Source organism: Candidatus Dormiibacter sp. (genome assembly GCF_050999135.1).
Classification (GTDB): Bacteria; Chloroflexota; Dormibacteria; order Dormibacterales; family Dormibacteraceae; genus Dormiibacter; species Dormiibacter spiritus.
This window is the reverse complement of the sequence record NZ_JBPCPN010000026.1, coordinates 22,354-41,026: the sequence shown is the minus strand read 5'-3', so window position 1 is coordinate 41,026 and position 18,673 is coordinate 22,354. Positions and strand designations below refer to the sequence as shown.

The 18,673-nt window shown below is 66.9% G+C and carries 23 protein-coding genes; 7 read left to right on the top strand and 16 right to left on the bottom strand.

Features of this window, described 5'->3' with window-relative positions; all coding sequences use genetic code 11:
* Positions 1–49 precede the first annotated feature (49 nt).
* Entirely contained in the window at positions 50–805 is a 756-nt protein-coding gene (locus ACR2MZ_RS06680) for an MBL fold metallo-hydrolase (protein ID WP_434004287.1), read from the bottom strand.
* On the bottom strand, positions 802–2,514 hold the full coding sequence (locus tag ACR2MZ_RS06675; protein WP_434004286.1) for an ATP-dependent DNA ligase: 1,713 nt from the start codon (positions 2,512–2,514) through the stop codon (positions 802–804). Before ACR2MZ_RS06675 ends, ACR2MZ_RS06680 begins: the two co-directional genes overlap by 4 nt.
* Before the next feature lie 20 nt (positions 2,515–2,534).
* Here ACR2MZ_RS06675 and ACR2MZ_RS06670 point away from each other — a divergent pair, with 20 nt between their 5' ends.
* Together ACR2MZ_RS06670 and ACR2MZ_RS06665 are read left to right on the top strand one after the other, a co-directional pair.
* Positions 2,535–2,747: a hypothetical protein gene (locus tag ACR2MZ_RS06670; RefSeq protein WP_434004285.1), complete on the top strand. Its 213-nt coding sequence runs from the start codon at positions 2,535–2,537 to the stop codon at positions 2,745–2,747.
* Positions 2,744–3,112, top strand: a complete 369-nt coding sequence (locus ACR2MZ_RS06665; protein WP_434004284.1) for a hypothetical protein — start codon at positions 2,744–2,746, stop codon at positions 3,110–3,112. Before ACR2MZ_RS06670 ends, ACR2MZ_RS06665 begins: the two co-directional genes overlap by 4 nt.
* Positions 3,113–3,155: 43 nt before the next feature.
* Here the strand turns inward: ACR2MZ_RS06665 and ACR2MZ_RS06660 are convergent, their stop codons facing one another.
* From ACR2MZ_RS06660 to ACR2MZ_RS06650, 3 genes are all read right to left on the bottom strand, one after another.
* The gene (locus ACR2MZ_RS06660) at positions 3,156–3,821 is read right to left on the bottom strand and encodes a class I SAM-dependent methyltransferase (protein WP_434004305.1); all 666 of its coding nucleotides are present in this window, start codon (positions 3,819–3,821) and stop codon (positions 3,156–3,158) included.
* 71 nt (positions 3,822–3,892) lie between these two features.
* Positions 3,893–4,864, bottom strand: coding sequence for an MBL fold metallo-hydrolase RNA specificity domain-containing protein (locus tag ACR2MZ_RS06655; protein WP_434004283.1), 972 nt, complete (start codon positions 4,862–4,864; stop codon positions 3,893–3,895).
* Positions 4,861–5,601 (bottom strand): NAD(P)H-hydrate epimerase, encoded by a 741-nt coding sequence (locus ACR2MZ_RS06650; protein ID WP_434004282.1) that lies wholly within the window; start codon positions 5,599–5,601, stop codon positions 4,861–4,863. Before ACR2MZ_RS06650 ends, ACR2MZ_RS06655 begins: the two co-directional genes overlap by 4 nt.
* 109 nt (positions 5,602–5,710) lie before the next feature.
* Between ACR2MZ_RS06650 and ACR2MZ_RS06645 the strand changes: the two genes are divergently transcribed.
* Entirely contained in the window at positions 5,711–6,013 is a 303-nt protein-coding gene (locus tag ACR2MZ_RS06645; RefSeq protein WP_434004281.1) for a hypothetical protein, read from the top strand.
* Between the two features lie 16 nt (positions 6,014–6,029).
* Here the strand turns inward: ACR2MZ_RS06645 and ACR2MZ_RS06640 are convergent, their stop codons facing one another.
* From ACR2MZ_RS06640 to ACR2MZ_RS06630, 3 genes are read right to left on the bottom strand one after another with little or no spacing between them, the layout of a single operon-like run.
* Positions 6,030–6,959, bottom strand: coding sequence for a tyrosine-type recombinase/integrase (locus tag ACR2MZ_RS06640; RefSeq protein WP_434004280.1), 930 nt, complete (start codon positions 6,957–6,959; stop codon positions 6,030–6,032).
* Between the two features lie 39 nt (positions 6,960–6,998).
* Positions 6,999–7,481, bottom strand: coding sequence for an Hsp20/alpha crystallin family protein (locus tag ACR2MZ_RS06635; protein WP_434004279.1), 483 nt, complete (start codon positions 7,479–7,481; stop codon positions 6,999–7,001).
* Positions 7,482–7,538: 57 nt separating this feature from the next.
* Positions 7,539–8,063 carry a COG4315 family predicted lipoprotein gene (locus tag ACR2MZ_RS06630; protein WP_434004278.1) on the bottom strand — a complete coding sequence of 175 codons (525 nt, stop codon included), beginning with the start codon at positions 8,061–8,063 and terminating at the stop codon, positions 7,539–7,541.
* A gap of 189 nt (positions 8,064–8,252) precedes the next feature.
* Here ACR2MZ_RS06630 and ACR2MZ_RS06625 point away from each other — a divergent pair, with 189 nt between their 5' ends.
* Together ACR2MZ_RS06625 and ACR2MZ_RS06620 are read left to right on the top strand one after the other, a co-directional pair.
* Positions 8,253–8,645, top strand: a complete 393-nt coding sequence (locus ACR2MZ_RS06625) for a hypothetical protein (protein WP_434004277.1) — start codon at positions 8,253–8,255, stop codon at positions 8,643–8,645.
* Between the two features lie 80 nt (positions 8,646–8,725).
* The gene (locus tag ACR2MZ_RS06620) at positions 8,726–10,771 is read left to right on the top strand and encodes a heavy metal translocating P-type ATPase (protein WP_434004276.1); all 2,046 of its coding nucleotides are present in this window, start codon (positions 8,726–8,728) and stop codon (positions 10,769–10,771) included.
* On the opposite strand, the gene ACR2MZ_RS06615 is transcribed toward ACR2MZ_RS06620, so the two are convergent.
* The 3 genes from ACR2MZ_RS06615 to ACR2MZ_RS06605 are packed head-to-tail and all read right to left on the bottom strand — an operon-like array spanning position 10,761 to position 12,265.
* Positions 10,761–11,414 carry a hypothetical protein gene (locus tag ACR2MZ_RS06615; protein ID WP_434004275.1) on the bottom strand — a complete coding sequence of 218 codons (654 nt, stop codon included), beginning with the start codon at positions 11,412–11,414 and terminating at the stop codon, positions 10,761–10,763. The two genes, ACR2MZ_RS06620 and ACR2MZ_RS06615, sit on opposite strands and share 11 nt — an antisense overlap.
* Positions 11,411–11,935 (bottom strand): HMA2 domain-containing protein, encoded by a 525-nt coding sequence (locus ACR2MZ_RS06610; protein ID WP_434004274.1) that lies wholly within the window; start codon positions 11,933–11,935, stop codon positions 11,411–11,413. Before ACR2MZ_RS06610 ends, ACR2MZ_RS06615 begins: the two co-directional genes overlap by 4 nt.
* 3 nt (positions 11,936–11,938) lie before the next feature.
* Positions 11,939–12,265, bottom strand: coding sequence for a hypothetical protein (locus ACR2MZ_RS06605; RefSeq protein WP_434004273.1), 327 nt, complete (start codon positions 12,263–12,265; stop codon positions 11,939–11,941).
* A 212-nt stretch (positions 12,266–12,477) separates the two neighbouring features.
* On the opposite strand from ACR2MZ_RS06605, the gene ACR2MZ_RS06600 reads away from it, so the two are divergent.
* Positions 12,478–12,777: an EamA family transporter gene (locus ACR2MZ_RS06600; protein WP_434004272.1), complete on the top strand. Its 300-nt coding sequence runs from the start codon at positions 12,478–12,480 to the stop codon at positions 12,775–12,777.
* Positions 12,743–12,916, top strand: coding sequence for a hypothetical protein (locus tag ACR2MZ_RS06595; RefSeq protein ID WP_434004271.1), 174 nt, complete (start codon positions 12,743–12,745; stop codon positions 12,914–12,916). The genes ACR2MZ_RS06600 and ACR2MZ_RS06595 overlap by 35 nt, the downstream gene beginning before the upstream one ends.
* A 25-nt stretch (positions 12,917–12,941) precedes the next feature.
* Here ACR2MZ_RS06595 and hpaD read toward each other — a convergent pair whose 3' ends face one another.
* Genes hpaD through hpaB form a run of 5 tightly spaced genes read right to left on the bottom strand, consistent with a single transcriptional unit; the run spans position 12,942 to position 18,664 of the window.
* On the bottom strand, positions 12,942–13,976 hold the full coding sequence (hpaD, locus tag ACR2MZ_RS06590; protein WP_434004270.1) for a 3,4-dihydroxyphenylacetate 2,3-dioxygenase: 1,035 nt from the start codon (positions 13,974–13,976) through the stop codon (positions 12,942–12,944).
* Positions 13,976–15,481: a 5-carboxymethyl-2-hydroxymuconate semialdehyde dehydrogenase gene (gene hpaE / locus ACR2MZ_RS06585; RefSeq protein WP_434004269.1), complete on the bottom strand. Its 1,506-nt coding sequence runs from the start codon at positions 15,479–15,481 to the stop codon at positions 13,976–13,978. Before hpaE ends, hpaD begins: the two co-directional genes overlap by 1 nt.
* 8 nt (positions 15,482–15,489) lie before the next feature.
* Positions 15,490–16,245, bottom strand: coding sequence for a fumarylacetoacetate hydrolase family protein (locus tag ACR2MZ_RS06580; RefSeq protein ID WP_434004268.1), 756 nt, complete (start codon positions 16,243–16,245; stop codon positions 15,490–15,492).
* Positions 16,242–17,147 (bottom strand): 2,4-dihydroxyhept-2-ene-1,7-dioic acid aldolase, encoded by a 906-nt coding sequence (gene hpaI / locus ACR2MZ_RS06575; RefSeq protein ID WP_434004267.1) that lies wholly within the window; start codon positions 17,145–17,147, stop codon positions 16,242–16,244. Before hpaI ends, ACR2MZ_RS06580 begins: the two co-directional genes overlap by 4 nt.
* On the bottom strand, positions 17,144–18,664 hold the full coding sequence (gene hpaB / locus ACR2MZ_RS06570) for a 4-hydroxyphenylacetate 3-monooxygenase, oxygenase component (protein WP_434004266.1): 1,521 nt from the start codon (positions 18,662–18,664) through the stop codon (positions 17,144–17,146). Before hpaB ends, hpaI begins: the two co-directional genes overlap by 4 nt.
* Positions 18,665–18,673 lie beyond the last annotated feature (9 nt).

Here is an 18,673-nt window from a genome sequence, read left to right as displayed (position 1 = left end):
TCGAAGCTCCAAGCGGCAGCACATGGCAAGGGGAGGCAGGCGCAGAGCGTTAGAGCTCTAGTGTCATGCCGTCGCGGGCGGCCTTCACCTCGCTGCCGACTCGCTGGCTCATGGCGGCCGCCACCTCCCAGGGTCGGGCTCGCCACACGCCCATGCCGAAGTGGCTGATGACCGCCAAGCGCGGCTTCGCCTCCCGGATGATGCGCTCCGCGTCGTCCAGTCCCAAATGCGGCAGGTCTGGCCGGCTCTCCGTCAGCACTGTGTGAATCAGCATGACCTCCGCCCGGTGGTCTTCGGCAATGCCTTCATAGAACTTGGAGTCAGTCACCCAGCCCAGCTGGTCCCGGTCAGCGCCGAGCGTCCGGAAGCGGAAGCCGTAGGTCTCCACGCCGTGCACGTGGCGGCGGGTGCTGTGAAAGCTCAGCTCGCCCAGCTGGTAGGCACAGTCGGGCTCCAGCCTCACCAGTTCGTGGGGAAAACCGCGCAGGTAGTTCAGGATGACCGGGTCTTCGTCCAATGCGTCCGAGGGGCAGAAGACGGAGCCGCGGGAGCAAAAGCCGCCTTCCGTCATGCCCTCGATCATCACGTTGATGTCGCAGGAGTGGTCCAGGTGCTTGTGGCTGAGCATGATGCCGCCGAGCTTGGTCAGGTCGACCTTGCGCTTTGCGTACTGCACGACAGCGCCTGGCCCTGGATCGAGGGCCAGTCGGGTGCCGCCCGCCTCCAGGTAGAGCCCGCCCGAAGCTGCGAGCTGCTTGGCCACCATGAAGCGGGCGCCGGCAGTGCCCATGAAGGTCAGCTTCACCTGCCGTCCCCGGCAGAATCTTCTCCCGCCACCTCCGCCGCCGCTTCCGCCAGGCCGGGTCCTGTCGCGACTTCGGCCAGCGGCACCTCGCGCTCGAAGTAGCGGCTGTAGAGCTCCTCGACCCGGCCGAGAGTGTCGATCTCGCTCGCCGGCTTGTCAGGCCGCAGGCGGACGATGCGCGGAAAGCGCATGGCGTAGCCGCTGCGGTGGCGGTTGGAGCGCTGGAGGGCGTCGAAGGTCACCTCCAAGACCACCTCCGGCTTCACGACAAGGGTGCGGCCGTGCTCGGAGATGGTCTGAGCGAGGAAGTGCTTGGTCATAGTCTCGATCTCGCGGTCGGTGAGCCCGGTGTAGGCCTTGCCGACGTTGAGCAGGCGGCCGTCCTCGGTGCGAACCGCGAAGGTGTAGTCGGAGAGGACCTGACGCCGCTTGCCGTGCCCCCATTCGACGGCTGTGACCACCACGTCGAGTGAAGCCAGGGGCCGCTTCAGCTTGAGCCAGGCCAGGCCGCGGCGGCCAGGCGTGTAAGGGCTCTGCGGGTCCTTCAGCATCAGCCCCTCGTTGCCGCGCTCCCGCGTCTCGGCGAAGATCTGGTCCAGGTGCGGCGGATCCGCCGCATCTTCCAGCCGGGCAAGGAGGAACGGCCACGCGAGGCCGAGGGCCTCCAGCCGCCGCCGGCGCTCGGCCAGCGGCAGGTCGAGAAGCGGTTCGCCATCCAGCCAGAGCAGGTCGAAGGCGACCAGCACGACAGGCGCCTCCAGGCGCAGCTTGCGACTGACCAGCTTCCGGCCCAGCCGCCGCTGGAGTTGGGAGAACGGCAGCACTCGGTCGCCGCGATGGGCCAGGATCTCGCCGTCGATCAGCAGTTCATGGCCAGCGCCGGCCGCAGCCTCGACCACCTCGGGAAAGGCGGCAGTCGTCTCCTTCAGGTCGCGGCTGAAGAGCTCGCAGCGGCCATCGCGAGACAGATGCAGCTGGCAGCGAACGCCGTCGTACTTCTCCTCCGTCCAGAGCACAGGCGTGCGCATCCTGGCGAAGGCTTCAGCAGCCGTTTCGACCGGACTGGCGAGCATGAAGCGCACCGGCTGAAAGAGCTGCAGCTCGCCTTTCTCAAGGTCGCCCACCTGGCAGCGAAGAGCTGTCACGCCGAGATCGCCGGTCAGCATGTGCGTGCGCTGTACCGCCGCCAGCGGCACGTCGAAGGCCCGCGCCAGAGCCGCTTCGACCAGACCTTCCTGCATGCCTATTCGCATCTCCAGACTCAGGATCTTGAGCACGTACTTGACTTGAAGTGGTTCCAGCCGGGCCAGAAGCGCCTGCAGGCAGCGCTGTTTTTGGGCCGCGCTCTTAGCAAGCCGGATGGCGTCGAAGCCGGCGGCTATCTCGCCCAGGCTGACCTGCTCGCCGCCGCTTCGGCCCGCCAGCGCCTCCTGGCCCCAGTCGCCGAGGTCGGAATGCTTCAGGTAGAGGGCACTCAGCTCGGCGGAAGAGAGGTCCGACAGTTCGCTGACCGCCTGTGCGATGGCCTTCCAGCCCAGGTTCAAGCGGTATCTCTGCGAGCGGCCGTAGGGCTGGCCGCTCATCCAGAGGACCGCGCGGCTCAGGTCATCACTCTGGAGTGTGCTGAGATACTCGGCCAGGACGCGACCCTTCTCCAGCGTGGAACCCGTCGCGCCGATCTGCTCAGCGGTCTGCGCGAACTGAAGCACCGTTCCTTATCGTAGGTTCGGTGCGCCGCTGTCCGTATCTGGAGGAGCTGGTGAAAGAGCGGCAGCTGATGCTGCGGCGCTACCGCTTCGACTGCCACGTCGATCACCAGAGCCACCACAAGGTCAGCCTCCACGAGTCTCCCCCGATCTGTGTCCGCAACTACGAGGACTGCCACCTGTACAGGGAGGAGCGCCGCCGGGAGGACGACGTGATCCTCCGCTACACGGAATGAGCCAGCCCACCTGCGAGGTGTGCGCCGCCCCTGCCCTGCCTCTGCACGGCGCCTGCGCTTTCTGCCGTTCGCCGCTGGCCGATAGCTCCGCGGACCCTGAGCGGTTGCTGGTCTATCTGACGGAAAAGCTGCCCCGCGGCAGGGCGCGCCGGGCGGTGCTGAATCACAATCGGCTGAAGCGCTTCAGCGTGGTGGCGGCGGAGCAGACGTTCGAGGCGCGGCTCCAAAAGGTGGGCCTTCGCCTGAGCCCGGAGTCCGATCCCGCCGACTGGGTCGACAGTTTGCTGCAGGCGCTGAGCCGGGACGCCGCCCGCGATACCTCTCTGCGGACGGCCCTCAGTAAGGCCGGCTGGGCCCTGCGTTAGGCAACCGTCGAGCCGGGCGGCACAAGATGTCCGACTGGCCGACTCAGGTGCGCTGAGAGCACATGAGGCACCAGATCATCTCGTATTCGATCACGGCTTCCGGCGTCTCCCGGGCGAGCTGCTCCAGCTGATTGGCGCCCGCCTCGAACTCCTTTTCCGGGAGCAGCGCCAGGGTCGAGATGTAGCGGGACCGCACGCTCTCGGCCAGGCGCCGGACTGTAGTCTGGCGCCGCATTCGCACCTGCTCCTCGACGGCCCACAGAAAGCCCGCCCGGGTCAGCGCTTGCAGCCACCGCTCAGGGGACCGGAAGCGAGGCAGGTCTGCGCCGGGCAGCGAGGGGAACCAGCGGTTCAGCACATGTCCCCCGACATGCTCAGGCGTCAGCGTCCAGGTGGCGCTCCAACCGCCTGGTTTCAGCACCCGATGAACCTCCGCTGCGGCCGCCGGCCAGTCCGGGATCAGGTGCAGCGCCAGCGAGCTGAAGGCAAGATCCGCGCTCGCGCTGGGCAGCGGCAGCGCTTCGGCGCGGCCCAGGCGAGCCTCGAAGCCGTCCGCCTGGGCCAGCATATTGCGCTCAGGGTCGATGCCGATAACTGAGGCCGCGTTCGTCAGCTCGGCGGCAGCCTTCAGCAGCTTGCCCGGTCCGCAGCCGATCTCCACGATCGCCGGGGCGGCGGGCAGCGGACAACGTTCAAGCATCAGCTGCAGGCGCCTCGAGTCCTGTTCGCTCAGCGGCCGGAGTGCCGCGTAGCTGCCGGCGATCGCCTGGAAGTGGTCGCTCAGATCGCCAGCGCCAGCTGCTCGGTCCGGGCCAGCGCGTGCGCCCGCACTCCCCGCCGGCGGAGGTGCCGAGCGAGCTCATCCGCGTAGCCGTGGACCGTGTAGACGTGCTCCGCGCCAGAGAGACGGACCACCTCCAGCAGCTCGTCGAAGTCGCAGTGGTCGGAGAGCGGAAAGCTGCTGTCGGCCCCGAAGAGGCGGGCGAACTGGGGATCCTTGGCCCAGCCGGAGACGAGGGCCGTGCGGTAGCGCGCAAGGCGCCGGAGAGCCTGCTTGCCGGCAGGAGGCATGAGCACCACCCTGTCCTCCAAGCGTTCCTCGACCTGGCTCAGCTCAGCCCATTCGGGCAGCTTTACACCAGCCGCCTCATAGCCGCGGGCGAAGGGAAGGCAGCGTTCTTCGAGGGCGAACCGAAAGCCCAGGCGGCCGAGCAACAGCATCACCTCCTGCGCCTTGCCCAGGGCCTGGGCAAGGATGACAGGGGTCGCGCCGCCCGCTATGGCCTGACGGCACCAGAGGGCCAGCTCCGCGACGACCGAGTCCGGCTCGGGGAAGCGGAAATGCGGCAGGCCGTAGGTGCTCTCCACCACCAGGGCCTGCGCCCGGGGCACAGCGGTGGACAGCCCTGCGGGGCGCCGGAGCTTCATGTCACCTGTGTAGAGCAGGCTCCTGCCAGGCTGCTCGAAGAGCAGCATCGCCGAGCCCAACATGTGGCCCGCGTCATGCAGGGTCACCCTGGCCCCGTCCACCACCACCGTCTCGCCCAGCGGCACCACTTCCACGTCATGCGGGCGCCGATGCTGGCTGAGAAGGGCCAGGGTTGGCTCGGTCAGCAGAGCTCGGCGGTGGCGACGAGCGTGGTCGGAGTGGGCATGTGACACGAACGCGAGCTCCCGCACCACCTGCGGATCCAGCCAGAGCTGATGGCCGACGACCGAGATGCCTCGATCCCAGTTGACGTCGCAGCTCATAAACGCAGCGCCGAGAGCTGAAGCGTGTCGTGCATTGCAAACAGGTGCGGCGGGACGTCGGCGCCCACTGCGGCGTAGGCCGCGAAGGGGATGCCGATGTCAGCCAGCCACACATCACCCGCCAGCTCGGGACCACGCCCGGCCAGCAGGCCAGCCTTTGGTAGGCCGAGAGTCACGGTGATGGCGGCCTCGATGGCGATTCCTGGCGCGGCGCCGCTGTCCGCATCAAGGCCAGAAGGTACATCAGCGGCGATCACCTTGAGGCGCGCTCCGTTGATGGCTTCCAGGCACGACTTGAGCCTGCCCTCTGGCGCTCGATGCAGGCCTGTGCCAAAGACGGCGTCGAGCACTACTTTGGCGCCGCGCCAGCGTGGCTCCGGGTCGATACTGACTCCCAGCGCTCGCAGCGCCGTCAGCTGCTCCGCCGGCAGCGGACCGAGCCGTTCGGGCTCGGCCAACGCCACGCCGGCAAGCCGTCCCCAGCGGTGGAGATGACGAGCAGCAGCCAGGCCGTCACCACCGTTGTTTCCGGGCCCGCAGACTACATACGTACCACCCGGGCAATGCCTGGCCAGCTGCCAGCCGGCGGCCTCCATCAGCCAGGACACGGCCAGCCCGTAACGCTCATGTGCCAAGCGGTCGACCTCCGTGACCTGAGCGCTGCTGAGAGTGGAAAGAACTCGCGCCGGCTGCGCGGGAAAAGTCTGCAAAGATGCGATGACTGAACTGTACTTCACCTATTTATCAGCCAGACTCTTGACAAACCGGCGGCCCGACACGGAAGATCAATCGGGAGTACACGGACAGGGCTGTCCGAGTCAATCGTTCACAGCCGGAGGTCAGCCGATGATCCGAGAAGCGTCGATGGCGATCGAGACTGTCACAGTCTCACAGCAGCGGGAGCAGGCCGAGAAGTACGCCAAGCGCAACAAGATGCGCTACTTGGACCGCCTTTTGGATCAGCTCGAGCGGTTGAATCTGGCGGACCAGTCGGAGGTCCCCAAACCGCTCGCCGAGGCGGTCAAGACGCTCGTGGTGGCGTCGCCGCCGACGGCCGCCTGTGATCAGTGCGGCGACGAGGTGCTGGCGACCATGGAGTGCCTCTACGAGATCCAGGACGCACTCATGGGCCACCCGGACGACGATTAGTCCTGGGTTTGCCGGCTCAGCCCTCGTGCGGTAGTTCTTCCAGGTAGCGCTCGTAGCGCTGATACGCGTCTTGTTTGCGCGCGTCGACGATCTTGGTGTAGCCCTGCAAGGTGTTGAGGTTCGCGTGGCCCAGCACCTCCTGCACCAGCCGCACGTCGCCGCCAGTCACCTCCAGCAGGCTGGTCGCCGCCGTGTGGCGGGCGACATGGGGGGACTTGAAGGCCCAGGCGCCGACTGACCGCCGCACCCGGTTGACTATGTGCCGCGCTCCGTCAGCGGTGAGCCGCCGCTCGCCGCGGGCTGCCCGCGCCCGGTCGAAGTTCACGAAGAGCGCCAGCGAAGCATCCTCCCGCGCGTCGAGGTAATCAGTCAGGGCCACTTTCGCCTGCTCCGTCAGGTACACGGCGCGCTGCTTTTGGCCCTTGCCGGTCACGATCAGGCGGTGGCCCTGCTTGGGGACGTCGGTACGGTCCAGGCTCAGGGCTTCCGAAATCCGGCAGCCGGTGCTGATGAGGAAGTGCACCAGCGCCCGATCGCGCTTCTCGAGTGGTGTGACCCTGGGCAGCGCGGTCAGGAGATGGGAGAGCTCATCGGGCGGCAGCGGTTTGGGCAGGCGCTGTTCAAGCTTCGGCAGCGTGATGCGGTTGGACAGGTCGATTGGGATCAGGTTCTCGCGGGCCAGCCAGCGGAGCCAGGAGCGGATGGCCACGAGCGAGCGAGCCCTGGAGGCTGGACGTGGCACAGAGGCAGCGAGATGGCGCTGATAAGCTCGCAGGTCCTCGTAGGTCAGCTCATCCATCTGCAAGCTGTGCCGGCGCTCGCTGAGGAACTCGCGGAAGCGGTTCAGCTCGCCGCGGTAGGCCCGCACTGTGTTGGGGCTGCGGTTGGCCTCGAGCTCGAGCCAGCCCAGGTACTCATCCTGGGCGGTCGGGAAATCCAGAGACATCTCAGGGGGAGCCGGGCCGGAGGCTGCGGCGCGAGCGGCTCAGGACTCCTCGGCGCGGTCAGGTACCTTCCTGGCCTGAACCGCCCGTTTCGGTTTACCGGGCTCGCTGGCGCGATTCACCTGGATCCTGACCCGTTCCGGGTGTTTGCGAGTGGCCTTGGGCACGCGGAGAGTGAGCAGGCCGTGTTCGACCTGAGCCGCGGTCTCTTCCAGCAGGCAGTCGGCCGGCATGGCGATCTGGCGGAAGTAGCAGGTGCCCGGCAGCTCCTGGTGGAGGTAGTCACGATCGGGGCTGGTGACCTCGGCCTGGATCGTGAGCATATTCTCCGCGCAGAGGACCTCCACATCCTCGGGCCGGAGCCCAGGCATCGCCGCTTCGAGCATGAGCATGCCGCCCTCTTCCCAGACATTGATAGGCATTGATTGAGCTGACCGCTGCGGTTGGCCGCCCTGTCCTATCACCCGCAGCATCTCGCGCACCAGCGGGTCGGTCCGATAATCGGAGAAGCGCGAGTCAGCCACGTGGTTGATTCTAGTCGCCGCCTCTATGCCGATTGATGGACTGTCGGTTACAAGCAGTCAGTAGCCGCCGCCGGCGGTGGGCGAAGTTCCCGGGGCAAGGTTGGGACTCACCACGAACCACTTTCCACCGACTCCCTGGCCGTAGGTGTCGCCGCTGTCCTTGTCCATGGCGTAGTAATACAGCGGCCAGCCGTTGTAGGTGACCTGGGTGCCGCCCTCGGGGTTGGGGATTGTGCCCAGCTTGCCGGTCACACCTGGGCCCGCTGCCGGCTGGCTGGTGCCGGCCTCCAGCCGCAGAGGCGGCCAAGCCTTGGCGCATGGCCCGACGCAAGTCACCTTGCCCTGGGAATCGGGAGCAAAGTAGTAGAGCGACAAGCCTTTGCCATCGACCAGGATGGTCTGTGACGTTCCCGCCACCGTCTTGGTGGCGGTCTTGACAATCGGCGCCGCGGCGGGGCTGGTAGCCGTGGAGGCGGAGGAGCCCGATGAGTAGGAGCCTCCGCCACCACCGCAGGCGATCACGAGCAGCGCGATGGCCAGGGCGAACACCGACCGTCCTCGCTGCACGAGTTCAGCAGCCATTGGCAACCCAACTATGCGTTTCCATCAGTGGTTAGTACGGGTCCGGTTGCCTCGATGGTTCTAACCATCTCAACCAATCTGCGGTCGCATCCAACCGATCGCTGCCCGTACGACCCCTGCTCCCCAACCTCAACTCTTAGCCCCCTGCTTGCCCAGCCTTAAGGGCCCGTCCGGCAAGCTACCAGCAGGATGCAGCTTGCTTCCCATTCGGAGCCGATCGGGATCGAGGTGGTGCACCGGCTCCCGGGCCGATGCCGGCTGCGCTTCGGCGCGGATCGAGCCGCCAGCGGCCGGTTGCTCGCGCAACGGTTGGCCGGCCATCCGGGAGTGGTCTGCGTGCGCTGGCGGCCGGCCAATCGGTCACTGACAGTCGAGTACCTACCCTCGGTCGAGCTTGATGAGCTGCTCCAGCAGGCGAACGGGCGCGTGGGGCGTGGCCTGCCCGAAGTGGCGGGCTCAGGGTTGGAACACTTCGCCGCCCTGGGTGTAGCTGTCCTGAGCGGAAATCTGGCGGAAGCGCTCTTGCTGCTGCTGCTGCCGGTTCTCCTGCCGTGGGCTCCTGGATCGCCGCAGGTATATTAGCTGTACTCTGCGCTATCAAGTTTTGTCCCTCCATGGTCTCTGACGCTGCCCCGCGGCGCGCTCGGCAGCGACCTGCGCCGTTGGCCCGCAGCCTCCGCATCGCTCATGCAATTCCCGGCCGGGTGCGCTTTCAGGTCGCGACTGAAGACCAGGCCCACGGCGCAGAGCTGGCGCGCCGGATGGCGGCCCATCCCGCCGTTTCGGCGGCGAGCTGGCGCGAGAGCTCCCGCTCCCTCGTCGTCCGGTTCGACCCCGCTCTCAAGTCAGGCGACCTGCTCAGTGCGCTGCCTGCCGCCGCTCAAGACGCCGAGGCGCCTGCCACGCCGGCGACGCCTCTCTGGCGGCAGATGCTGGTCCCGGCCGTATCTCTCACCACCGGCCTGCTGGTCCCGGCGCCACCTGCTTCTTTCGTCATCGCCACATGCGCGCTGCCAATCGCGCGGCGGGCGGTCAGGGGTCTGGTCGGCCGGAAGCTAAACATCGACGTGCTGGATGGAGTGGCCGTAGGCCTGCTGCTCGCCAGCGGCGACGTGCTGGCGGCAGGCGTCTCGGTCGGTCTGATCGAGACCGGTGAGCGGATCCGGCGGCGAGCCTCGGGCCGAGCTCGTCGCGTTCTCCGTTCCTGGCTCGGCACGACGCCCAGCGCGGTCCGCCTCCATGAGGCTGGTAAGGAACGCATGATCCCGCTGGAGGAGGTCAAGGCGGGTGACCGCATCTCCGTCTACGCCGGCGAGTCGGTGCCTGTCGACGGGGTTGTCATCGAAGGTCTGGGTGACCTGGACGACAAGACGTGGTCGGGCGAAGCGATGCCGCGCCGGGTGGCCACGAGTGCCCAGGTGTTGGCTGGCAGCTCGCTTTACGACGGCCGCGTGCTGATCGAGGTCCTTGCTTCAGGTGATGAAACTCGCGCAGCCAAGTTGGCCATAGCGCTGGAGGACGCCATCGCCGCCGACACCAAGGTCTCCGACATGGTCTATCGCATTGCCGACCGCTTCGTGCTGCCGGTACTGGCCACCGGCGGGATCGCATTTGCGGTGACCGGGCAGGTTGGCCGCCTGGTGTCCATCCTGATTATCGACTATGGCACCGGCTTCCGAGTCTCCATCCCCACGACCGTGCTCACCACCATGATCACCGGCGCCCGCCAGAAGGTGCTGTTCAAGAACGGACGCGCGATCGAGGAGCTCGCCCAGGTCGACACCATCATCTTCGACAAGACTGGGACGCTGACCAGTGGCAGGCCGAGCGTAGCAGCCATCGAGCTTCTGGCCGACCTGGATCGGCAGGAGGTGCTCCGCCTCGCCGCCGCTGCCGAGGGCCAGATCCAGCACCCGATGGCTGCCGCCATCCGCCGCGCGGCCAAGGCTGATGGCCTCAGAGCTGAGACGCCTCACGAGGTCCGGTATCAGGTCGGCGGCGGCGTCATCTCCCGAGTCGGTGAGCACCTGGTGGTGGTGGGCCAGCCCGCACTGCTGGCGCAGCAAGGGATCACGTGTCCTGACACTTCGATCGCCGGCTCCTCAGTGGTCATAGTGGCAGTGGACGGCCGCGCAGTGGCGCGCATGTCACTGCGAGACCGGGTTGACAGCAACGCCAAGGACGTGCTGGCAAGCCTGCGGCGGTTGGGCATCCAAGGCTTCATCCTGGCGACCGGCGATCGAGGCTCCGCCGCCGCTGCTGTCGCCAGGCAGCTGGGACTGGACGAGTATCACGGCGGCATGCTGCCCGAGGACAAGGTTGCGTTGGTCCGCCGGCTGCGTGCTGAAGGCCACGGCGTCGCGGTCGTCGGCGACGGCATAAACGATGCCTACGCCATGGCCGAGGCAAGTGTCGGCATAGCGGTTCCAGACGGGGCTCACCTCGCGCGTGAAACGGCTGACGTCGTCCTGCTCGCAGAGGATCTGGCGCCGCTGCCCACTGCTGTTCGGTTGTCGCGCGAGGCAATGGGCATCATGCGCCAGAACATCGGCCTGGTCGCCCTTCCCAACACAGTTGGCATGGGCTTGGCAGTCGCCGGGCAGCTGACGCCGTTGGCGGCGACGCTCATGAACAACGGCTCCACTGTGCTCGCCGCAGCCAACGCTCTGCGCCCGCTGCAGAAGAACCGGCTGCCGGCTAAGAGCTAGTCGTCGCTCCCTCGCCTGCTGAGCCGCCTGCCTCTGGCGTCGCGGTCCGAGCCGCTGGGCTGCGCCGTGTGGCCCGGCGGCGGGGTGCAGCTGTGGTCTCAGCCGTCGCGGTCGGCCGCCGGCGGCGCCTACCGTTGCCGGTGGTCGCGTCGCTGGCTCCGGCCCGGCGGCGAGTCCGGGTGGCGCCGGCGGCCCCGTCACTGGTGGTCCCAGCTGCGGCGCGGCGGCGCCTGGTGGTACCAGCGCCCCCTCCAGCGGCGCGGCGGCGGCTCCGAGTGCCGGCTGCGCGGCGGGCGGCGCGACCGGCGGCCCCGGCTTTTCCTGCGACCGCACCGGCCGGATCGGCCTGCGCCGCCCGGCGCAGCGGCCGAGGCGTGCTGGTCAGTTCCACAGTGCCCTCGGCATCGCCGCCGACGGGCTTGGCGGCTCCCTCGAAGAGCTGGACTACGAAGTTGACAGGCCGCCCAAGATCCTGCCGGCGCAGCATCTGCACAGCTGGGATCGCCCCTATGAAGACCGCCACCGGCCACTCGATGAGGCCGAAGGCAAGCGCCAAGCCAACTCCGCCGTAGTACCCCGCCGTTCGGGGCACGTCCATGCTCATGGGACCAACTCGGACACTGATCGGTCCGCTGTTCTTCATAGGGGCTCCCTCCTTACTCCTTGTTTGGTGGCCGGTGCATGCTCGGGATACAGCTTGAGAAACGAATCGGCGCCGTAGTAGAGCAGCACATACCACGGCACAGTGCCGATGGTGAAACCTGTGTTCATGAGCTGGCGCACGCCGATGGTGAAGAAGGCGGCGGGGACAACCCAGCGCAGGGAAACACGTCCCTTACTGGCTGCTTTGAGCCTGTCGTCACCCAGTCTGACAGCCGCCACGAGAGCGTTGACCTGCGTCTGGGCCTGGCGCTCGAAGGGCGCCAGATCGAGCACGGTTTGCAGCCCCTCCCGCACCCGCGGTCCATTCGACGAGTGGATGAGAATCGACCCTGTGCGCTGGTTGACATGGACCTCGTCCACCGCATCAATCTCCGCCACATGGGAGCGGATCCGCTCGATCTGCTGAGGGTCACGGTCTTCCTTGGCGATCCGGACACGGATGCGGCCATGCGCAGCGTGTTCGATCCGCGCCCGCGGGCGCTCGGCGGCTCGGGGCGCCACAGACTATTCCGGCGCGATGGTCAGCGCGTTGCCCGCCGCTGTGCGGCGGCGCGGCCGCCGGGGGGTGGTGGTACGAGCAGTGGCCCGGGTGCGGCGCACAGGAGCCTTCTGTTCGGCGACCTGCTCATAGCGCGCTTCCGCCACCAGATCCTGAGCCTTCTCCAGCGCCTCCGCGCTGATCTCCTGCAGGCGCTCGGCGCCGGTCATACCCACCTTTACAGCACGCTTGGCGACAGGGCGCAGACGCTCACTGAACGCAGCGCCAATGGCGACTCCGAGACCGATGTACAGGCCGCCCGGGATGACAGCTTCCAACAAGTCAGCAAACATGCTTTTCTCCTCCAGCTTTTGGTGTGGTCTGAACCGTGTCTGACAGGTTACAACTGCTCGCGGCCGATGCGCACAGTTGACTTGGCAGAGTCAGCGGCAGACCTGGTTTGCGCGGGCACAGATGTGCCCTTGCGCCCGACCCGGTTGACACTCAGCAGCTAGGCATCGATCTCAGTTTGTCCGGAACAACCGCGTTGGCTCGGCCGGTAGGAATGAGCGGTGTCTACTTGACGCGCCGCGGCCTCCTGCTGTTCGCATCGATGTCCCTGATCTGGGGCATTCCGTACTTCTTCATCCGGATAGCTGTGAGCGAGCTCTCGCCGGCCACGCTCGTTTTCATGCGTACTACGCTGGCCGCGCTGGTCCTGCTTCCCTTCGCGCTGGCTCGCGGAGGCGGCTTCGCTGTCGCGTTTCTGCTCTTCTTCGCGCTGATCACCGAGATCGGGCCTGTGCGTCATCACCTACATCAATCCAGCGGTGGCGGCGCTACTCGGGGTCTTCGTGCTCGGTGAGACCTTCACCCTGGGCATGGCCGCCGGCTTTGTGCTGGTGGTGTGTGGCGCGGCGCTTGCCACCAGTCGGACAACGCAGTTCCGCCGGTTCCGCCAGCTTATCAGCCGAGAGCGGACCGGACCCGACGTCACCGGCTAGCGGGCAGTGCTTCGCCGATCCGATTTCAGCGGGGAAGTAGCGGCTGGCGGAGTTCCTGCGCCGCTGGGTCGCTGACCGGCACAGTGCTGCCGTCGGCCGCCTGGAGCAGGGAAGACTCCAGGTACCACCGCTCAGGCACTGTATGGCCCCAGAAGCTGCGGCGCTGCTCGTCGTTGACGCTCCAGCGCACCGGGTCCAGATCGGGATCGCCAGTCCAGTAATCAGCCGTGTAGAGCTCGATGCGGTGACCATCAGGATCGCGGAGATAGAGGTAGAAGGCGTTACTTACCCCATGGCGGCCGGGTCCACGCTCGATAGTCTCCTGCCAGCCCGCTCCGCCGAGCGCGTCGCAGGTGTTGAGGATGGCATCCTTGTCAGCCGCCCAGAAGCCCAGGTGGTGCAGCCGAGGACCGCGGCCGGCTGTGAGCGCCACATCGTGGACATGCGGCTTGCGGAACATCCAGGCCGCGTAGATGGTGCTGTCGCCACTATCGCCGCCGATGTACTCGGAGCAGCCGAAACCGAGTTCGTGATAGAGGTCGAAAGCCCGCTGCACGTCAGGCACATGCAGGTTGAAGTGGTCCAATCGCTGCATGCGCGCCCCCTGCTGAAGGTGATAGCGCTGCAGCAGGCAGGGCACCTTCTCCATCCGGCTGAAGAACTCGAGCGGACAGCCGAGTCGATCCTGGACGCGCAACGCCCGACCTTGACCTCGTTCCTCGCCCGCGTCCAGCCAGCGCGTGAAGCAGCCGGCCGCCCGGTAGTGGTCGGCTGCGCGCTCCAGCTCGGCCTCAGAGGCAACCAGGAAGGAGAGATGACCGGCTGCCGCCACGCGTCCCGAGCGGAGCACCAGGCAATGATGGTGCCTGTCCTCATAGCCGCGAAGGTAGATGGCTGAGTCATCCTCTTCGGTCACCACGAAGCCCAGGAGGTTGACGTAGAACTCGCGCGAGTGCCTGAGGTCAGTGACCAGCAGTTCGGCGTGCGCGGCGCGCACGATGTCGAAGGGAGCCGCCCGGCGGGCGCCTAGCCAGTCCTGGGGATCGCCTGGCTGGGCCATCAGCCGCCGGTGCCAAAGCGGGGGATGGGGTGCTCACCAAGCGCCACATGCACGGTCTGCAGCTCGCAGTAGAACTCGAAGCTGTAGTGGCCGCCCTCGCGCCCGATGCCGCTCCACTTGCTGCCTCCGAACGGAGTGCGCAGGTCGCGCACGTTCTGCGAGTTCAGCCAGACGAGTCCTGAGTCGATCGCCTGCGCCACCCGCTGACCCCGCTGCAGGTCGCGAGTCCAGACGTAGGCGGCCAGACCGTAGCGGACGTCGTTGGCAAGCCTGACCGCCTCCGCCTCGCCGTTGAAGGGCGTCGCCACCACCACCGGGCCGAAGATCTCCTCCTGGAAGACGCGCGCCTTCGGCTTGACGTCGGCGATGAGAGTGGCGGGCAGGTAGTTGCCCTGGGCCAGGTGCTGGGGTCGCTCACCGCCGGCGAGCAGCCGGCCCTCCTGGCGGCCGATCTCGACGTAGCTCTTCACGCGCTCGTAATGTTCGCGGTGGATCAGCGGTCCCAGCTCCGTGGCGGGGTCGAAGGGATCACCCAGCCGCACCTGGCTCGCGCGCTCTGCTGTGCGCTCCACGAACTCGTCGTAGATCGGCTCCTCGATGAGCAGCCGGGTTCCGGCAGTGCAGCGCTCGCCGTTGAGGGAGAAGACGCCGAAGACTGCCGCGTCCACAGCCCGCTCCAGGTCCGCGTCGGCGAAGACGACCACCGGAGACTTGCCGCCCAGCTCCATCGAGCAGCGCTTCAAGGTCTTCGCTCCGTTGGCGATGATCGCGCTGCCGGTGGTGGTCTCGCCGGTGAAGGAGATGAGCTGTACGCCTGGGTGCTCGACCAGCGGTGCGCCGCACGTCTCACCGAAGCCGTGAACCACATTGCAGACGCCCTCAGGGAGGCCCGACTCGGCGATGATGGCAGCCAACCGCGAAGCGCTCAGCGGCGACCACTCGGCAGGCTTCAACACGCAGGTGTCGCCGGCGGCCAGGCACGGCGCCACCTTCCAGGTCTCCAGCATGAAAGGGGTGTTCCAGGGTGTGATCAAACCGGCCACGCCGACCGGTTTCAGAAGCGTGTAGTTGAGAAAATCCCCTGTCTGGTAGGAGGCCGTGCCCAGGGTCTCGATCTGGGCGGCGAAGAAGTGGAAGTTCTGCGCCGCCCGCTTGGCCTGGCCCTTGGCCTGGGTGATGGGAAGCCCGGTGTCCAGCGTCTCCACCTCGGCGATCTCGGTGTCTGCCGCCTCGATCAGCTCGGCAATCCGTCGCAGATAGCGAGCCCGCTCGGCGGCACGCAGGCGGGGCCAGGGGCCTTCCTCGAATGCGTTGCGGGCAGCTCTGACTGCAAGGTCGATGTCCGCCTCAAGTCCTTCGGCGACAGTCGTGATCACCTCGTTGGTGGCGGGGTCGATGGTCTCGAAGGTGCCACCGGCCTGGCTGGGCTGGAACCTGCCGTCGATGAAGTGCTCGACAGGTCGGACGCTTGCCTTCACGTGAGGCCGCTCTGACCCGGTTGCCATTTGGCCCATCAGCCAAAAGCCTCCTGCTCACTGACTATGTGGTTTTCGAGAACGCCGAGCCCTTCCACCTCCAGCCGCATGCGATCGCCGGGATGAACGTGCGAGATGCCCTTGGGCGTGCCGGTCAGGATGAGATCGCCCGGCTCCAGGGTCATGAAGTGCGTGACGTATTCGATAATCTCCGGGATCTTGCGCATAAGGTCCCGCGTGCTGCCCTCCTGGCGCAGCTCGTCGTTGACGAAGGCCTTGAGCGTCAGGTCGTGGGGATCCTCCACCTCGTCTTGGACCAGATAGGGACCGATCGGGCAGAAGGTGTCCCAGCACTTGCCTCGCAGGGGGGGCCGAAAAAGGTTGGTCACGAAGTCGCGGATGACGAGATCGTTGGCGATCGTGTAACCGCCGATGTAGTTCAGCGCTTGCTCCGGTTTGACACGCCGGGCGCGCCGGCCGATCGCGACTGCCAGCTCCACCTCGTAATGAACGAACTTGCCGCCCTCGGGATAGATGACTGGCGCGCGGTGCGGCACCCAGGTGTTGGGCGACTTGAAGAAGAGCGCCGGCTCCTGAGGTTCCTTCAGCTCCAGCTCCGCCGCGTGGTCCGCATAGTTCAGAGCCAGGGCGATGACCTTGGTCGGCTCGACGGGCAGCAGGAACTGGAGGTCTGCCTCCTCGTGCTCAGCCCCGTCAGCAGTGCGCAGCAGACCCGGCGTGATCAGCTCGGCCGGCTCTGCCCGGCCATCCCTGAGCACGCGGGCCCGCTTCACCGCCTAGCACCCACCGGCACGGCGAAGTCGTACTGCGCCATCACCTCTCGGAGCCGGCGCTGGTTCTCAGCGCTGGGTTCGCAGAGCGGGAGGCGGTAGACCGGCTCGATCAGGCCCAACTCGCTCATCACCCACTTGAGCGGGCCGGGATTCGTCTCCCAGAAGAGGGCGTCATTGAGCGGCAAGAGCCGGTAGTGCAGATCCAGCGCCTCGGCGGGCTTGCCGGCCTGGACCAGATCGTAGATGGCGGCGACCTCCTTGGGCAGCAGATTGCCGGTGGCGCTGACGTGGCCGGCGCCGCCGATCGCCAGCATCGGGTAGCAGAGCAGCTCGATGCCTGAAAAGACGAGGAAGTCGCGACCGCACTCGTGCAACACCCGGCAGACGTGCTCGAAGTCCTTGTTCGACTCTTTCACCCCGATGATCTGGGGCTGATCGCGGCGGAGGCGGGCCAGCGTGGCGGGTGCGATGTTGATGGCCGTGCGGCCCGGGATGTTGTAGACCAGGAGCGGGATTTCGACTGACTCGGCGATGGCCGTGAAGTAGCGGTACAGGCCCTCCTGCGAGGGTCGGTTGTAGTAGGGCACGATCAGCAGCGCGGCGCTGGCCCCCAGGTCCTGCGCAAAGCGCGTGAGGCGCAGGGTCTCGGCCAGGTTGTTAGTGCCGGTGCCGGGAACGAACGGCACCCGCCCGGCGATGCGCTCGGCCACGTAGCGCATCACGTCCTCCCGCTCGTCCAGGGTCAGGGCGCTGGGCTCGCCGGTGGTGCCGGTGACTGAAAGACCGTGACTGCCGGAGGCGATCTGCCAGTCGACCAGCCGGCCCATCGCCTCCAGGTCGAGCTCGCCGCCGGCCTTGAAGGGAGTGACCAGGGGGACTATCGATCCCCGCAACTCCGTCATCCGCCTTGCCTGGCGGCCGGCGCCGCCAGCAGCTCCGAGCCGGCCAGTGGCGCCAGGGGCCCGTCGGTGTTGAGGAAGGCGTTGACGCGCTCCTTGACCTCGCTGCGATCATAGCTGCCGACCAGCGCCTGGGCCATCCGCACAGGATCGCCAAAGAAAAAGAACTCGTAGATCTCCTGCCGGCTGGCAAAGGAGCTCGCTGACGCATCCCAGGCGAGGCGGAACAGCTTCACGCGGTCGATGCCGTTCAAGCTCGCGGCCTGGAGGAAGCGATCGACGTCCACCCCGGTCTCGCCTTTTGTATCGGCCTCGGTGGGGAGGCCGAAGAGGCCGCTGGCGGCAAGCTGCCAGACGATCTCCCGCAGCCGCGGGTAGGTGCGCGGGAACCAGTTGCGAGCGGTGTTGAGCGGTGCCCAGGCGGGCGTCATCAGGCCCCACTGGTTCACTTCTGCGTCCGCCTCAGCCGCCCGGAGCACTGCCCGGAGCAGCTCGCGGGTGTTGATCACCTCGGCGATCTTCTCCTGCACATGCTGGAAGCTCTCGATCTGGATGGCATCGCAGATGAGGGATGTCAGGCCGAGCATGAACTCGGTCTTGGCCAGGTCCTTCAACACCACCTGGTGGGTCATGTGGGCCAGGGCACCCGTCTCGCTGTACATCTTGCCCCTGGTCAGCACCTCGGGATGGCGGATCATGAAGCAGCGCTCGTAGGGAACCTGCACGTCGTCGAAGATCGCGACGGCGTCCATCTCGTCGAAGCGCGAGCCCAGCGGGTGGTCGAAGTGGCTGCGGCCGTAGTCCAGCGACTCGCGACAGAGAAAACGCAGACCCGGCGTGTCACAGGACACGGCAAAGGCGAAGGAGTAGGGCTCATCCTCCGGCCGGGCTTGGAGCACGGTGGAGGGGAAGACCACAATCTCATCAGCGATGGGGCCGATGGTGGCGAGCATGCGGGCGCCCCGGATCACTATGCCGCTGTCGGTCTCCTTCAGTATCTGAGCCGCCTGGTAGGGGTCGCGCTGCTCCGCTGCCGACTGCGAGCGATTGGCCTGCGGGTTGATCAGCGTGTGAGTCATCAGCAGGTCGTTGTCGCGCACGTGTTCGTAGTAGCTGCGCATGTTCTTGCCGAAGCCGCTGTCGACCTGGGCGAACCAGTCCTGGGCGGCGGCCATGGCCATGACCGAGCTGTTGAGGTAGTCGCCGGTGCGGCCCAGCAGGCCCAGGCTGCGATCGGACCAGAGCTTCATCATCTCGGAGCGCTGGGCGAGATCCGCCTTCGTCCGCGGCTGCAGGAAGGAGGTGCCGACGGGCTCGCCGGTGGTCGGCGAGGGATAGGTGAGAACATCCTTCACCCGCTCGTCGTGCTGCAAGTCGTAGAGCGCGGCATAGGCCTGCGCGACGCCCTTGAAGGCGGGGTGGCTGCCGATGTCGGAACGCACTGTTTCACCGTGTACGCGGATATCGCGGCGCGACTCATTGAGTGCCTCTAGGTACTGGGCGCCGGTTCTCGCTGACATACGCTCAAC